Genomic DNA, 15391 nt, shown 5'->3' on the forward strand with positions numbered 1-15391 from the left:
GGCCGCGCGTGACACCGCGGCCCCGGCAGCTCCCGCGGCCGCCCCTGCGGCGTCCGGCACCCGGGCGACCCCGGCTGCCCCGGCACCCAAGGCGCCGGCTCCGGCCGCGCCGGCTCCGGCCGCCCCCGCCGCCCCGGCGGCGTCGGCTCCCGGCCGGGTGCAGTCCAGCCGCGACGGTGGTCAGCAGACCTCCGGCGTGCCGTCCTCGCCGCGTCCGGCTCCCCGTCCGGGCCAGCCGCGTCCGGGCAACAACCCGTTCGCGCCGAGCCAGGGCATGGGCCAGACCCGTGCCCCGCGCCCCGGTGGCGAGGCCGCTCCGCGTCCGGGCAACAACCCGTTCAGCCCGAGCCAGGGCATGCCGCGTCCGCAGCAGCGTCCCGGCGGCCAGGGCGGTCCCGGTGGCCAGCGCCCCGGTGCACCCGGTGGCGCCCCGCGTCCCGGTGCGCCCGCGGGCGGTCGTCCCGGTGGTGCTGCTGGTGGCGCCCCGCGTCCCGGCGGTCCGCGCCCCAGCCCCGGCATGATGCCGGAGCGCAGCACCGTCGGTCGTCCGGGCCAGCGCCCGGCCGGCGGCCCGGGCCGTGGTGGCCCCGGCGGCGCCGGTGGTCGTGGCGGCTTCGGTGGTGGCCCCGGTGGCGCCCCCGGTCGTCCCGGCGGCTTCGGCGGTCCCCGCGGTGGCGGTGGCGGTCGTGGCTCGACGGCAGGTGCCTTCGGCCGCGGTGGCGGTCGTCCGGTGCGAGGCCGCAAGTCCAAGCGCGCGAAGCGCCAGGAGTTCGAGCAGATGCAGGCGCCGAGCCTGGGTGGCGTCAGCGTCCCCCGCGGCAACGGCTCGACCGTCGTCCGCGTGCGTCGCGGCTCGTCGCTCAGCGACTTCGCCGACAAGATCAACGCCAACCCCGGTGCCCTCGTCACCGTGCTCTTCCACCTCGGTGAGATGGCCACGGCGACGCAGTCGCTCGACGAGGACACCTTCAAGGTGCTCGGCGCCGAGCTCGGCTACGACATCCAGGTCGTCTCCCCGGAGGAGGAGGAGAAGGAGCTCTTCGACTCCTTCAACATCGACCTCGAGACCGGCATCGAGGGCGAGGACGACGACGACCTCGAGGCCCGCCCGCCCGTCGTCACCGTCGTCGGCCACGTCGACCACGGCAAGACGCGACTGCTCGACGCGATCCGCAACGAGGACGTCGTCGCAGGCGAGGCCGGCGGCATCACGCAGCACATCGGTGCCTACCAGGTGCACCGTGAGCACGAGGGCGTCGAGCGCGCGATCACCTTCATCGACACCCCCGGTCACGAGGCCTTCACGGCCATGCGTGCCCGTGGTGCCAAGGTGACCGACATCGCGATCCTCGTGGTCGCCGCCGACGACGGCGTCATGCCGCAGACGATCGAGGCGCTCAACCACATGCAGGCGGCCGACGTGCCGATCGTGGTGGCCGTCAACAAGATCGACGTCGAGGGTGCCAACCCGGCCAAGGTGCGCCAGCAGCTGACCGAGTACAACCTCGTCGCGGAGGAGTACGGCGGCGAGACGATGTTCGTCGACGTCTCCGCCCGTCAGGGTCAGAACATCGACAGCCTCCTCGAGGCGGTCCTCCTCACGGCAGACGCGGCCCTCGACCTCCGGGCCAACCCGGAGAAGGAGGCCCGCGGTGTCGCGATCGAGGCGAACCTCGACCGTGGCCGTGGTGCGACCGCGACGGTGCTCGTGCAGACCGGAACCCTGCACGTCGGCGACTCGATCGTCACCGGCTCCGCCTACGGCCGCGTGCGTGCCATGCTCGACGAGCACGGCAACAACGTCGACGAGGCGGGCCCGTCCCGCCCGGTGCAGGTGCTCGGTCTCAGCTCGGTGCCGCGCGCCGGTGACACGTTCGTCGTGGCACCGGACGACCGCACGGCCCGCCAGATCGCCGAGCGGCGTGAGGCAGCCGACCGCCAGGCCGTGCTCGCCAAGGCCCGCAAGCGCATCTCGCTCGAGGACCTCAACGAGGCTCTCGCGGCGGGCAAGGTCGAGACCCTCAACCTCATCCTCAAGGGTGACGTGTCGGGCTCGGTCGAGGCGCTCGAGGACGCGCTGCTCAAGATCGACGTCGGCGACGACGTGGACCTGCGCATCATCGACCGTGGTGTCGGCGCGATCACGATGAACAACATCAACCTCGCGATGGCCTCGAACGCCATCATCATCGGCTACAACGTCCGGGCCGAGGGCCAGAACGCTGACTACGCCGAGCGCGAGGGCGTCGAGATCCGCTACTACTCGGTGATCTACCAGGCCATCGACGAGGTCGAGGCGGCGCTCAAGGGCATGCTCAAGCCGGAGTTCGAGGAGGTCGAGCTCGGCACGGCGGAGATCCGCGAGATCTTCCGTTCGAGCAAGTTCGGCAACATCGCCGGCTCGATCGTGCGCAGCGGCGAGATCAAGCGTGGCTCGAAGGCCCGCATCACCCGCAACGGTGTCGTGGTGTCCGAGAACGTCGAGGTGGCCGGTCTGCGCCGCTTCAAGGACGACGTCACGGAGGTCCGCGACGGCTTCGAGTGCGGTATCAACCTCGGGTCGTACAACGACCTGCAGCTCGGTGACCTCATCGCCACCTACGAGATGCGCGAGAAGCCGCGCGCCTGACGTCCTGACGCCAGACGCACGACCAGCACGACCAGCACGACAGCGCGACGGCGCCGGTCCCCTCGGGGGGTCGGCGCCGTCGCCGTGTGCCGGGTGGCGCGGACGGGTGTCGGGGGCACCCCGTCCGCGCCGTTAGGGTTGGTCAGTCGGTCCCGGGACCGGCGCACCACATCGATGAGAGAGAGGTCGTCATGGTTGACCACCCCCGCGCCCGCAAGGTCGCAGACCGCATCAAGGTCATCGTGGCCGAGTACCTCGAGCACCGGATCAAGGACGAGCGCCTCGGCTTCGTCACCATCACCGACGCGCGCGTCACCGGCGACCTGCAGCACGCCTCGGTCTTCTACACCGTCTTCGGCTCCGACGAGGAGCGCGCGGCCACGGCCGAGATCCTCGAGGCCAACCGCGGCCGCATCCGCTCGGCGGTCGGCAAGGGCATCGGCATCCGCCTGACGCCCTCGCTCGAGTTCATCGCCGACGCGCTGCCCGAGGGCGCCGCGCACCTCGAGGACCTGCTCGCCCAGACGCGCCTGCGCGACGAGGAGCTCGCCCGGGCGGCCGCGAACGCCAAGCACGCCGGTGACGCCGACCCGTACCGCAAGCCCGTCGACCACGACGCCGACGACATCGCGGCTGACGACGACGAGGCAGCCACCGCCGTCGACGGTGATGCCGCGCGCGGCCAGGACGTCGACGCCCGATGAGCGACGCCGCCCCGGGCGGCCTGCTCGTCGTCGACAAGCCCGCCGGCTGGACGAGCCACGACGTCGTCGCCCGCGCGCGCCGGCTCTGCCGGACGCGCCGGGTCGGCCACGCGGGCACGCTCGACCCGATGGCCACGGGCGTGCTCGTGCTCGGCGTCGACCGGGGCACCAAGCTGCTCACCTTCCTCGTGGGCTGCGACAAGTCGTACGAGGCGACGGTCCGCCTCGGGGTCGCGACCCTCACCGACGACGCCGAGGGTGAGGCGACCGCCACGACGGGGGTCGCCGACGCCGCAGCGCTCGAGGCGGCCCTCCCGGCCGCGGTGGCGGCGCTCACCGGTGCCATCGAGCAGGTGCCGAGCGCCGTCAGCGCGATCAAGGTCAAGGGCGTGCGCAGCTACACCCGCGTGCGCCAGGGCGACACCGTCGACCTCCCGCCCCGGCCCGTCACGGTCAGCCGCTTCGACGTGCTCGCCGTGCGCCGGTCGACGACGCCGGATGCCGACGGCGCCCCCCTCGAGGTCGTCGACGTGGACGTCGTCGTCGACGTGTCGTCGGGCACCTACGTGCGCGCGCTCGCGCGCGACCTGGGCGCCGCCCTCGGCGTCGGTGGACACCTCACCGCGCTGCGCCGCACGCGCGTCGGCCGGTTCGGCCTCGACGGCGCGCACTCCCTCGAGGAGCTCGAGGCGCTGGCCGGCGAGGTCGCCCCACGCGAGAACCCGGCCGGCGAGAAGGCGGCCGGCGAGGACGCGGCCGGGGACGTGACGGGCGACGCACCGGCGAAGGGTGCTGCCGGCATACCCCTGCTCCCGATCGCCGAGGCGGCGCGCGCGCAGCTGCCGGTGCACGAGATCACGGCCGCCGAGGCGGTGCGCCTCGGGCACGGGCAGCGGATCGCGAGCGCGGTCGTCGGCGAGGAGGCGGTCGCGGCCCTCGACCCCGACGGTCGTCTCGTCGCGGTGCTCGACGAGACCCGGGCGACGGCGCGGGCGAAGGTCGTCTTCGCGCCCGCGGGCGCGAAGGGCTGACCCGGCGTGCGCGACCCCGACGAGGGGGCCACTACAGTGGTCGCCGTGCAGCGCTGGTACGGACTCGACGACATCCCGGCCGACCTCGGCCCCACCGTCGTCACCCTCGGTAACTTCGACGGGGTGCACCGCGGGCACCGCGAGGTGCTGACGCGCGTCGTGCGCGAGGCCGCCGAGCGGGGAGCCGTCCCGGTGGCGGTCACCTTCGAGCCGCACCCGGTCGCCGTGCTCTACCCCGACCGTGCGCCGGCCGCGGTGATGTCGCTCGAGCAGCGGCTCGACGCGCTGGCCTCCGTCGGTGTCGGCGCCGTCCTCGTGCTGCGCTTCACCACCGAGTTCGCCCAGCAGACGCCCGAGGACTTCGTGCGCGCGACGTTCGTCGACGCCCTGCACGCGACCGCGGTCGTCGTCGGCAAGGACACCCGCTTCGGCGTGCGCAACTCCGGCGACGTCGAGACGCTGCGGGCGCTCGGTGCGCTCCACGGCTTCGGCGTCGTGGCGCTCGACGACATCGGTGAGGCGGAGGTCGAGGGCGCCCGCTGGAGCTCGACGCAGCTGCGCGCCGAGCTGCTCGCCGGCAAGGTCGGCCACGCAGCGCAGATCCTCGGACGGCCGCACCGCGTCAGCGGCACCGTCGTCCACGGCGACCACCGGGGCCGCGAGCTCGGCTACCCGACCGCGAACCTCTCGCAGGACCACGAGGGCCTCGTGCCGGCCGACGGCGTGTACGCCGGGTGGCTCGTGCGCCTCGACCTCGACACGAGCGCGACCGACCGGGCCCTGCCCGCCGCCGTCTCCGTCGGCACGAACCCCACCTTCGACGGGCAGCAGCGGCGGGTCGAGGCCTACGTGCTCGACCGCACCGACCTCGACCTCTACGGCGAGCGCGTGGCCGTCGAGTTCGTCTCGCTCCTGCGGCCGACGCTGCGGTTCGACTCCATCGAGGCGCTCGTCGAGCAGATGGCGCAGGACGTGGACCGGTGTCGCGAGATCCTCTCGGCGATCGTCCCCTCCTGACCGCGCGGGGGTCGCGGGTCCCGCACGGGTCGGGGTTCCTCGCGCGCCCCCACGGCTCGCGCCCGAACGGCTCGGCCGGCTGGCTGCGGCTCGACCTCGGCCTGCTCATCGGCGCGCTCGGCCTCTCGCTCCTCGGGGTCGTGCTCGTCTGGTCGGCCACACGCGCGTCGGTGGGCAGCTCGGCCGCCCTCCGGCAGCTCGTGGCCCTCGGGGTGGGCGTGGCCGGGGCGGCCGCCCTGACGCGCGTCGACGTGCGCAGCATCCGGGCCGCGGCGCCGGTCGTCTACGTCGTCGCGGTGCTCGGCCTGGCGGCCGTGGTCTCGCCCCTCGGCGTCACGGTCAACGGCTCGCGGTCGTGGCTGCGCCTGCCGGGGGGCTTCAGCCTGCAGCCGTCGGAGCTGATGAAGGTCGCGCTCGCCATCGGGCTCGCGATGCTCCTCGCAGACCGGGCCGAGCGGGGGCTGCGCCAGCGCCACCTCGACGTCGTGCTCGCCTGGGTCGTCGCCGGCATCCCCGTGCTCCTCGTGCTGCTCCAGCCCGACCTCGGCTCGGCGCTCGTGCTCGTCGCGATGTCGGTCGTCGTCATCGCGGCCGCCGGCGCCCCGGCCGTGTGGACGGTGGGCGTGCTCGTGGCGGGCACCGGGGCGGTGGCCGCCGCGTTCCTCACCCCGGTGCTCTCGGGCTACCAGCGCAACCGGCTGCGCGCCTTCCTCGACCCCTCGCTCGACCCGCAGGGCATCGGCTACCAGACCCGCCAGGTGCGCCTCGCGATCGGCTCGGGCGGCCTCGACGGCCAGGGCCTCTTCGCCGGCCGGCAGACCCAGGGGGGCTTCATCCCATTCCAGGAGACCGACTTCGTCTTCTCGGTGACGGGGGAGGAGCTGGGCTTCCTCGGCGCGGCGGGCCTCGTCGTCATCCTCGGCTTCGTCGTCGTGCGCTGCCTCCTCGTCGCGCGGCGGGCCGACGCCTTCGGGCGGCTCGTGGCCGTCGGGGTCGGGGTGTGGTTCGGCGTGCAGGCCTTCGAGAACATCGGGATGAACCTCGGGCTCATGCCGGTGACCGGACTGCCGCTGCCGTTCGTCTCGAGCGGGGGCTCCTCGCTCATCGCCTCGTGGCTCGCCCTGGGGCTCGTCGGCAACGTCGCGGCGGGTGCGCGGCGCTGACCGTGCGGACCCGGCGCGTGGTCACGGTTCGAGAAGGAAGTCCGACGGATGCGTGACCTGCGCCCGGATTGTTGACATCATCCGGGCATGGCGGCGGCCCGCAGACGCCGATGACGGGCGGCCGCGCGACGAAGGAGTCCTCCCATGCCCCTGCAGGCCCTTGCCGACAGAGCCGTCGACCAGGACGTGCTCGACGACCGAGCCCCGAGCGTGGGTGCGCTCTTCCGCAACCGGGTCCGGGCCACGCCCGACGCCCCGGCCTACCTCTACTTCGCACCGGGCAGCACCGAGCTGACGACGCTGACGTGGGCCGGGGTGCACGAGATCGTGCGCGAGTGGGCCGCCGGACTCATCAGCCTCGGCGTCGAGCTCGAGGACCGCGTCGCCATCGCGGCGACGACCCGCGTCGAGTGGGTGCTCGCCGACCTCGCCGTCATCTGTGCGGGTGGCGCGACGACGACCGTCTACCCGACGACGATCGCCGAGGACGTCGCCTACATCCTCGGCGACTCCGGCAGCGGCATCGTCTTCGCGGAGGACGAGGCGCAGGTCGCCAAGCTGCAGCAGGTGCGCTCCGAGATCCCGAACGTGCGCCAGGTCGTCGCCCTGACCGGCCCCGGCAGCGACGACGGCTGGGTCATCACGAGCGACGAGCTCGCCGCGCGCGGTCGCGAGTGGCTGGCCGCCACGCCCGACCTCGTCGACGCGCGCATCGACCAGCTCGGCCCGGAGCACCTCGCCGTCGTCATCTACACCTCGGGAACCACCGGTCGGCCCAAGGGCGTGCGGCTCGTGCACGACAGCGTCGTCTACGAGGGCGCCGTCATCGACGCGATGGGCACCTTCACCGTCGACGACCTCCAGTTCCTCTGGCTGCCGCTCTCGCACGTCTTCGGCAAGATGCTCCTCGCGACCGGCCTGCAGATCGGCTTCCCGACGGCCGTCGACGGGCGGGTCGAGAAGATCGTCGACCACATGGCCGTCATCAAGCCGACCTTCATGGCCGGGCCGCCGCGCATCTTCGAGAAGGCCCACGGGCGCATCGCGCTGATGTTCGCCGGCGAGACGGGCGTCAAGAAGAAGCTCATCGACTGGGCCCTCGGGGTCGGCGGCGAGATGCGCGACGTGCTGGCCGCCGGCGAGCAGCCCTCGGCCGGCCTGCGCCGCCGGCACGCGCTCGCCACGAAGCTCGTGCTGCACAAGGTGCAGGAGCGCTTCGGCGGCCGCGTCCGCTTCATGATCAGCGGCTCCGCGCCGCTCAACGCCGACGTGGCGCGCTGGTTCGGCTCCGTCGGGCTGCTCGTGCAGGAGGGCTACGGCCTCACCGAGACGTCGTCGGGCACGACCGTCAACTCGCCCGACCACGGGTCGTACCAGTACGGCTCGGTCGGCTGGCCGATGCCCGGCACCGAGGTGCGCATCGCCGAGGAGGACGGCGAGATCCTCGTCCGCGGTCCCGGCGTCATGCGCGGCTACCACAACAACCCCGAGGCGACGGCCGAGGTGCTGACCGAGGACGGCTGGTTCCACACGGGCGACATCGGCCGCATCGACGAGCGGGGGTTCCTGCACGTCACCGACCGCAAGAAGGACGTCTTCAAGACCTCGGGCGGCAAGTACATCGCGCCGGCCGAGATCGAGGCGCGCTTCAAGGGACTGTGCCCGTTCGTCAGCCAGTTCCTCGTGCACGGCGCGGGGCACCACTACGCCACGGCGCTCGTGACGCTCGACCCCGACGCGATGGCGGGCTGGGCCCCCACGGTCGGCCTCGAGGGTCGACCCTATGGCGAGGTGGTGGCCTCGCCGCAGGCCCACGCCCTCGTGCAGCAGTACGTCGACCAGCTCAACGCCGGGCTCAACCGCTGGGAGACGATCAAGAAGTTCACCATCCTCGACCAGGACCTCACGATCGAGGGTGGCGACCTCACGCCGAGCATGAAGCTGCGCCGCAAGGCCGTGACGGAGAAGCACCGCGCCGAGCTCGACGCGATGTACGACGGCGCCTGAGCGCTCGCCGAGGGCGCGCCGGGCCCTCCCGCGGACGCCGGCCACACCGCATACGCCCGTATGCAGCGTGGCCGGCGTTTTCGGTGCGGCGCCCGACGCACGTACCATGGCGGGATGCCCGGAGAGTCGCTGTTCAACGCCCTCGAGCCCCTGCTGGAACGGGTCAACAAGCCGATCCAGTACGTCGGGGGCGAGCTCAACTCCACGGTCAAGGACTGGCACGTCGGCGGCCACGGCCCCGGCGGCGAGGAGCTGACGACGCGGTGGGCGCTCATGTACCCCGACGCCTACGAGGTCGGGGTGCCCAACCAGGGCGTCATGATCCTCTACGAGGTCCTCAACGAGCGTGCCGACGCGCTCGCCGAGCGGACGTATGCCGTGTGGCCCGACATGGAGGCGCAGCTGCGGGAGGCGGGCCTGCCGCAGTTCACCGTCGACGGGCACCGTGCGGTGCGCGACTTCGACCTCTTCGGGCTCAGCTTCAGCACCGAGCTCGGCTACACGAACATGCTGACGGCGCTCGACCTCGCCGGCATCCCGCTGCACTCCGTCGACCGTGACGTCGACGACCCGATCGTCGTCGCGGGCGGGCACGCCGCCTTCAACCCGGAGCCGGTGGCCGACTTCATCGACGCCGCCATCGTCGGCGACGGCGAGCAGGCCGTGCTCACCGTCACCGACATCGTGGGGGAGTGGAAGGCGCAGGGCCGCCCCGGCGGGCGTCGCGAGGTGCTGCTGCGTCTGGCCCGCACCGGCGGCGTCTACGTCCCGGCCTTCTACGACGTGTCCTACCTGCCCGACGGGCGCATCCAGCGCGTGGCCCCGGCCACCGACGCGCCGGGCGTGCCGTGGCGGGTCGCCAAGCACACCGTCATGGACCTCGACGCGTGGCCGTACCCGAAGCAGCCGCTCGTGCCGCTCGCGGAGTCGGTGCACGAGCGCATGTCGGTCGAGATCTTCCGCGGCTGCACGCGCGGCTGCCGGTTCTGCCAGGCCGGCATGATCACCCGCCCCGTGCGCGAGCGCTCGATCACCGGCATCGGCGAGATGGTCGAGCGCGGCCTCGCGGCGACCGGCTTCGAGGAGGTGGGCCTGCTCTCGCTGAGCTCGGCCGACCACTCGGAGATCGCCGACCTGACGAAGGGCCTCGCCGACCGCTACGAGGGCACCCAGACCGGCCTGTCGCTGCCGTCGACGCGCGTCGACGCCTTCAACATCGACCTCGCGAACGAGCTGACCCGCAACGGACGCCGCTCCGGCCTGACCTTCGCGCCCGAGGGCGGCTCCGAGCGCATCCGCAAGGTGATCAACAAGATGGTGTCCGAGGAGGACCTCATCAAGACCGTCGCGGCCGCCTACGGCGCCGGCTGGCGCCAGGTGAAGCTCTACTTCATGTGCGGCCTGCCGACCGAGACCGACGAGGACGTGCTGCAGATCGCCGAGCTGGCCAAGCGGGTCATCGAGACCGGGCGCCAGGTCTCGGGCCGCCGCGACATCCGCTGCACCGTCTCCATCGGCGGGTTCGTGCCGAAGCCGCACACGCCGTTCCAGTGGTGCGGGCAGCTCGGCGTCGAGGAGACCGACGCCCGGCTGCTCAAGCTGCGCGAGGCGATCCGGGCCGACAAGCGCTACGGCAGCTCGATCGGCTTCCGCTACCACGACGGCCAGCCCGGCATCGTCGAGGGCCTGCTCTCGCGCGGCGACCGCCGCGTGGGCCGGGTCATCGAGGCCGTGTGGCGCGACGGCGGCCGGTTCGACGGCTGGAGCGAGCACTTCTCGTACGAGCGCTGGATGCGCTGCGCGGACGAGCAGTTCGCGGCCATGCCGTGGGACGTCGACCTCGCCTGGTACACCACGCGTGAGCGCGGCGAGACCGAGGTGCTGCCCTGGGACCACCTCGACTCGGGCCTCGACAAGGACTGGCTCTGGGAGGACTGGCAGGACGCCCTCGACGAGACCGAGGTCGACGACTGCCGCTGGACCCCGTGCTTCGACTGCGGGGTCTGCCCCCAGATGGGCACCGAGATCGAGATCGGCCCGACCGGCAAGACGCTGCTGCCGCTCACGGTTCTGGGATCGGGCCGGCAGGAGCTCCTCGAGCACCAGCACTGACGGGCAGGCGGAGGGGCAGGCGGAGGGGCAGGCGCAGCCGCAGGCAGGCGCCCGCCCCGCCCGTCGGCGCCGTCGCGACGAGGTCGCCGCCGTGGGCGCGAGCGATGCCGCGCGCGATGGTCAGGCCCAGGCCGGCGCCGACCCCTGAGGTCGCGTCGGCCGAGCGGGCGCGCGCGTCGTCGAGGCGCACGAGCCGCTCGAAGACGCGCTCGCGGTCGGCGGCGGGGATGCCGGGCCCGTCGTCCTCGACGGTGACGACGGCATCCGTGCTCGTTCCCCTGGTCGTGCCGCTGGTGGCGCTCGCGGGTGCGGTGCCGGGTGCGGTGCCTCCCGGGCGGACGGCGACGTGCACCCGGCCCGTCGGGCCGGCGGCGCGCACGGCGTTGTCGACGAGGTTGCCGACGACCTGCGCGATGCGGTCGGGATCGGCCGTGACGACGAGCGGCGGCCCCTCGACCGTCAGCGTGGCCGCGGGGTGGCGCAGCCGACGTGGCTCGACCGCGGAGTGCACGAGCGACGTGAGGTCCACCGGCACGGGGCGCAGCTCGAGCCCGCGGTCGATGCGCGCCATGAGCAGCATGTCGTCGACGAGCCGTCCCGCGCGGCGCGCCTCGCGCACCAGGGTCCTCAGGGTCTGCTCGCGCTCCTCGCGCGGGGGATCGGCGCGCAGCAGGTGCTCGCTCGCGGCCTGCACGCCCGCGATCGGCGTCCGCAGCTCGTGGGCGGCGTCGGAGAGGAAGTGGCGCAGGCGCTGCTCGGCTTCGATGGCGTGCTGCTCGGCGCCTTCGACGGCGTCGAGCATCTCGTCGAAGGCGTGCGCGGTGGAGCCCAGCTCGGTGCCCGGCCGGTCGGGCTTCAAGCGGGCACCGCGGTCGCCCGCCCGGATGCCCCGGGCGAGCGAGGTCATGCGGTCGAGCGGGTGCAGGGTGCGCGCGACGACCGGACGCACGAGCAGGGCCGCGAGCGCGAGCACGGCGAGCGCGCCGACGAGCAGTGCGATCCGGGTCTGGTCGACCACCCGTCGCACGTCGCCGGCGTCGGCGGTGAGCACGAGCGTCGCGCCGTCACCGACGGCCCGGGTCACCTCGAGCATGTCGCCCGAGCGCTGCACCGGGGTGGCGGCGGCGTCGGCCGTCGGGGGCGCGGGCTTCCCCGGGGGCCTGGCCGGCCCTCCGTCGGCGGAGCCCGGCGGGGGCCCCTCGGTGTAGGCCTGGCCGTCCTTGTCGACGACGAGCACCGAGATGCCGTTGCCCTCGAGGCGTTTGGCGAGCTCGGCCGGGGAGAGCTGGTCGGCGAGGGAGGCCCCGACCGTGGCGCGGTCGACGAGGCGCTGCTCGAGCTGGGACTCGAGGCGCGAGCGGAGCACGACGTCGGTCGTCACCGTCAGCACCCCGAGCATGAGGGCGACGAGCACGAGCACGACGACGGTGACGCGGCGCCGCAGCGACGGGGTCCTCACGGCGCCGTCTCCCGCAGCACGTAGCCGAGCCCGCGCACCGTGTGCACGAGGCGCGGACCGTGCTCCTCCATCTTGCGCCGCAACGAGCTGACGTGGGTCTGCACGAGGTTGTCGGAGTAGTCGTCGTAGCCCCACACCTGGGTGAGGATCTGGGTGCCCGAGAGCACCCGACCCCGGTTCTCGGCGAGGTAGGCGAGCAGCCGGAACTCGGTGGCGGTCAGCGTCAGCCCAGAGGGCCCGCGGCGGGCCGTGCCGCCGACCTCGTCGACGACGAGGTCGGCCACCTCGACCGTGGCCGGCACGGCGCCGAGCCGGTGCAGCAGGGCGCGCACGCGGGCGACGAGCTCGGCCATGACGAAGGGCTTGGCCACGTAGTCGTCGACGCCCGTGGCGAAGCCGTGCAGCCGGTCGTCGATGCCCTCGCGCGCCGTCAGCATGATGATGCCGGCCGTGCCCGCCGAGCGGATCACCCGCGCCAGCTCCGGCCCGTCGCGACCCGGCAGCATCCAGTCGAGCACGACGAGGGAGGGTCGCCAGGCGGCCAGCCGTTGCTCGAGGCCGTGCCCCGAGGGCATGGTCTCGACGTCGAGGCCGACGTCGCGCAGGGCGGCCCCCACGGCGGTGCGGATGCTGTCGTCGTCCTCCACGAGGAGGATCCGTGCTCGTCCCATCCGCCCATGTCATCGTGCGCACCTCAAGAGTTCCTCAAGAACCAGCCGTGACCCACCTGTGCTTGAGGTCGTCTTGAGTCGGGCCGCCGACGGTGTGTGGAGGCACAGACCGTGCCGACTTGGCACCATCGACGGAGGTAGACCCATGACCAGCACCGAGGACCCCAGGGAGCAGCTGCGCAAGATGGCCGAGCGCCGGGCCCGTGAGCGGGAGCAGGACACCCAGCCCGTCTCCGCCTTCTCGCCGGCGTCACCGAGCGGGCGCAGCGCCCGTTCCGGCGGCCTGTGGCGCGGCCTCGCGATCGGCGGCGTCGCCGGCATCGCGGTCGCCATCGCCGTTCCCGCCATCGCCTCGCAGGGCTCCGCGCCCCAGTCGAGCGCCTCGAGCCCGGCCGCCGCCTCGCTCGTGGCCGGGGGCGACACCGGCACCGGCACGGACAGCGGCTCGGGCTCCGGCTCGACCACCGACTCCGGCACCGGCACCGGCACCGGCACGGGCAGCGGCTCGGGCTCCGGCTCGACCACCGACTCGGGTGCCGGGACCGGTACCGGCAGCGCCCCTGCGGCGCCCGGCGCGGGCGGCCCGTCCGGTGACGGCAGCGCCGCTGCGACGCCGCCCGCCCCGCCGGCCGGTGGCCCCGGCTGCGGGCCCGCCGCCGGCCCGGCCGGACCGAAGGCCGGTGACAAGGCCGGACCGAAGGCCGGACCGAAGCCCGGTGACAGGGCCGGTGACAAGGCGCCCCAGCCGCCGACGGGCGACCAGGCGCCCCAGCCGCCGACCCCGCCCACCGGTGGTGAGGCGCCCCAGCCGCGCACCGGCGACCAGGCGCCGACCCCGCCCGCCCCGCCGACGGGTGACCAGGCGCCCATGCCTCCTGCCGGTGGCCCCCAGGGCGGCCCGGGCTCGGCGCAGGGCGGTCAGGGCACGACGCAGGACGGCACGCAGGGCAGCCGTCCGGCCGCGCCCGCCGCCCCGACGGCCCCGGGGACGGGCACCGAGTCGTCCGGCAGCTGAGCACCACCAGAAGGGGCGGGGTCCGCACCGACAACGCGGACCCCGCCCCGCGCCGCCCACCGCCCCACCCGCCCGCGGTTCGATGTATCCAGCGGTCACCCGTGACCGCGGGATACATCGAACCGGGGGAGGAACCGCCACCTCGCCGCCACCGGCCCCTACTCTCGGAGCATGATCCGTCGCTCGCTGGGACCGGCCGCAGCCCTCGTGCTGGTGGCCGCCGCCGCGGGCGCGTGCGTGGCACCGGAGGCCCGCGTCGCGCCGGTGGAGGGGCCGAGCACGACCGTCGTGCCGGGCTGCCCGGCCGTGACGATCGTGCCGGGACGCTCCGTCATCACGGACTACACCGACTTCCTGATCCACGAGGGCGTCGAGTACCAGGCCGACCTGCAGGCACCGGCCGACGCGGAGCCGCGCCGGGGCCGCGAGGTCTTCCGGGTCACCTGCACCTTCCAGGCCCTGGCCGAGCTGACCCGGTCGGAGCTCCCGCCCGAGACCGAGCACTCGGCCGGCTTCGTGCCCGCCGGCTCACCGGTCTTCGAGGCCACCGGCTGGCCGTCCCGGTGTCGGCTGGCTGCCAGCCACGACGGCCGCTGGTTCGTCTACCTCGCGACCGTCAGGGGTGCGACGTCCTCGACCACCGACCCGTGCGCCCTCGGAGCCAGGCCGACTCAGACGGGGTAGCCGACGTGCGCGAGCGCCTGCCGCACGAGCACGCCGTGCGAGCCGGGCATCTCGCCACGGGCCGCGAGCGACGCGGCCTCCTCGGGGGTGACCCACGACAGGTCGAGCGCGTCCTGCTGCGGGCGGCAGTCGCCCGTGACGGCCACGACGAAGGCGAGCGAGACCGCGTGCTGGCGCGAGTCGTGGAACGGCGTCACCCCGGGCGTCGGGAAGAACTCGGCCACGGTGAACGGCTGCGGCGAGAGCGGGATGCGGGGCAGCGCCATCGGACCGAGGTCGGCCTCGACGTGCCGGAGCAGGGCGTCGCGGATGCGCTCGTGGTAGAGGACCCGGCCGCCGACGACCTCCTGCCCGATGCCGCCGTCGCTGTCGGCGCGCAGCAGCAGACCGACGTGCGTCACCTGGCCGCGGTCGTCGACGCGCACCGGCACGGCGTGCACGTAGAGCATGGGCAGCCGGTCGCGGGCGTCCTCGAGGTCCTCGCGGCTCAGCCAGGCGCCCGTCGTCTCGGTCTCGTTCATGCACCCATCCTGTCAAAACCGGCAGGCCGTATGCCGCCGGGGTCCACGCGAGTCGGCGCGGTCGGTTCACCGACCGGAACCAGGCCCACGCCACGGCGGGAGGCCATCGACCACGCTCACCCGCGACCCCGCCCGCCCCCCGCTCACGACGGCGCCGCATCCGGGCCGCCGCTCGGGCCGACCTGCCCGCGCGACACGTTAGACTCGGGGCACAGGCGTTCGAGCCGTCATCAGCGGCGAGCCTCCGGAAGAACGGGTTCCGTCACGCACGGGGTCCCAGTAGAACCGGACGGGTGGGCCCGTCAGAGCCCGGGACAAGAGCGGTCGTACGCGGTGCCTCCCTCGGGCGGTGCGGTGCGGCAAGCGGGGTGGTACCGC

Annotated in this window: 12 protein-coding genes; 9 read left to right on the forward strand and 3 right to left on the reverse strand. The window is 73.9% G+C overall.

Annotated features, from left to right (window positions below; all coding sequences use genetic code 11):
- From infB to ABD979_RS06990, 7 genes are all read left to right on the forward strand, one after another.
- On the forward strand, positions 1–2629 hold a 2629-nt coding region (infB, locus tag ABD979_RS06960), incomplete at its 5' end, for a translation initiation factor IF-2 (protein WP_345506736.1).
- Between the two features lie 191 nt (positions 2630–2820).
- A complete protein-coding gene (gene rbfA / locus ABD979_RS06965) occupies positions 2821–3333 on the forward strand; it encodes a 30S ribosome-binding factor RbfA (protein ID WP_345506737.1) in 513 nt (170 codons plus the stop codon).
- Entirely contained in the window at positions 3330–4364 is a 1035-nt protein-coding gene (truB, locus tag ABD979_RS06970) for a tRNA pseudouridine(55) synthase TruB (RefSeq protein ID WP_345506738.1), read from the forward strand. Before rbfA ends, truB begins: the two co-directional genes overlap by 4 nt.
- A 45-nt stretch (positions 4365–4409) precedes the next feature.
- Positions 4410–5381, forward strand: a complete 972-nt coding sequence (locus tag ABD979_RS06975) for a bifunctional riboflavin kinase/FAD synthetase (RefSeq protein WP_345506739.1) — start codon at positions 4410–4412, stop codon at positions 5379–5381.
- The gene (locus ABD979_RS06980) at positions 5345–6544 is read left to right on the forward strand and encodes an FtsW/RodA/SpoVE family cell cycle protein (RefSeq protein ID WP_345506740.1); all 1200 of its coding nucleotides are present in this window, start codon (positions 5345–5347) and stop codon (positions 6542–6544) included. The genes ABD979_RS06975 and ABD979_RS06980 overlap by 37 nt, the downstream gene beginning before the upstream one ends.
- 144 nt (positions 6545–6688) lie before the next feature.
- Entirely contained in the window at positions 6689–8551 is a 1863-nt protein-coding gene (locus ABD979_RS06985; protein WP_345506741.1) for an AMP-dependent synthetase/ligase, read from the forward strand.
- Between the two features lie 114 nt (positions 8552–8665).
- Positions 8666–10663: a TIGR03960 family B12-binding radical SAM protein gene (locus tag ABD979_RS06990; protein WP_345506742.1), complete on the forward strand. Its 1998-nt coding sequence runs from the start codon at positions 8666–8668 to the stop codon at positions 10661–10663.
- Here the strand turns inward: ABD979_RS06990 and ABD979_RS06995 are convergent.
- Together ABD979_RS06995 and ABD979_RS07000 are read right to left on the reverse strand one after the other, a co-directional pair.
- The gene (locus ABD979_RS06995; protein WP_345506743.1) at positions 10614–12122 is read right to left on the reverse strand and encodes a sensor histidine kinase; all 1509 of its coding nucleotides are present in this window, start codon (positions 12120–12122) and stop codon (positions 10614–10616) included. The two genes, ABD979_RS06990 and ABD979_RS06995, sit on opposite strands and share 50 nt — an antisense overlap.
- Positions 12119–12793, reverse strand: coding sequence for a response regulator transcription factor (locus ABD979_RS07000; protein WP_345506744.1), 675 nt, complete (start codon positions 12791–12793; stop codon positions 12119–12121). The genes ABD979_RS06995 and ABD979_RS07000 overlap by 4 nt, the downstream gene beginning before the upstream one ends.
- Positions 12794–12938: 145 nt before the next feature.
- Here ABD979_RS07000 and ABD979_RS07005 point away from each other — a divergent pair, with 145 nt between their 5' ends.
- Together ABD979_RS07005 and ABD979_RS07010 are read left to right on the forward strand one after the other, a co-directional pair.
- Entirely contained in the window at positions 12939–13808 is an 870-nt protein-coding gene (locus ABD979_RS07005; protein ID WP_345506745.1) for a hypothetical protein, read from the forward strand.
- A 171-nt stretch (positions 13809–13979) separates the two neighbouring features.
- Positions 13980–14492 (forward strand): hypothetical protein, encoded by a 513-nt coding sequence (locus ABD979_RS07010; RefSeq protein WP_345506746.1) that lies wholly within the window; start codon positions 13980–13982, stop codon positions 14490–14492.
- On the opposite strand, the gene ABD979_RS07015 is transcribed toward ABD979_RS07010, so the two are convergent.
- The gene (locus ABD979_RS07015; protein ID WP_345506747.1) at positions 14480–15013 is read right to left on the reverse strand and encodes an NUDIX hydrolase family protein; all 534 of its coding nucleotides are present in this window, start codon (positions 15011–15013) and stop codon (positions 14480–14482) included. The two genes, ABD979_RS07010 and ABD979_RS07015, sit on opposite strands and share 13 nt — an antisense overlap.
- Between the last annotated feature and the right edge of the window lie 378 nt (positions 15014–15391).

This window comes from Terrabacter aeriphilus, assembly GCF_039542985.1.
GTDB classification, from domain to species: Bacteria; Actinomycetota; Actinomycetes; order Actinomycetales; family Dermatophilaceae; genus Terrabacter; species Terrabacter aeriphilus.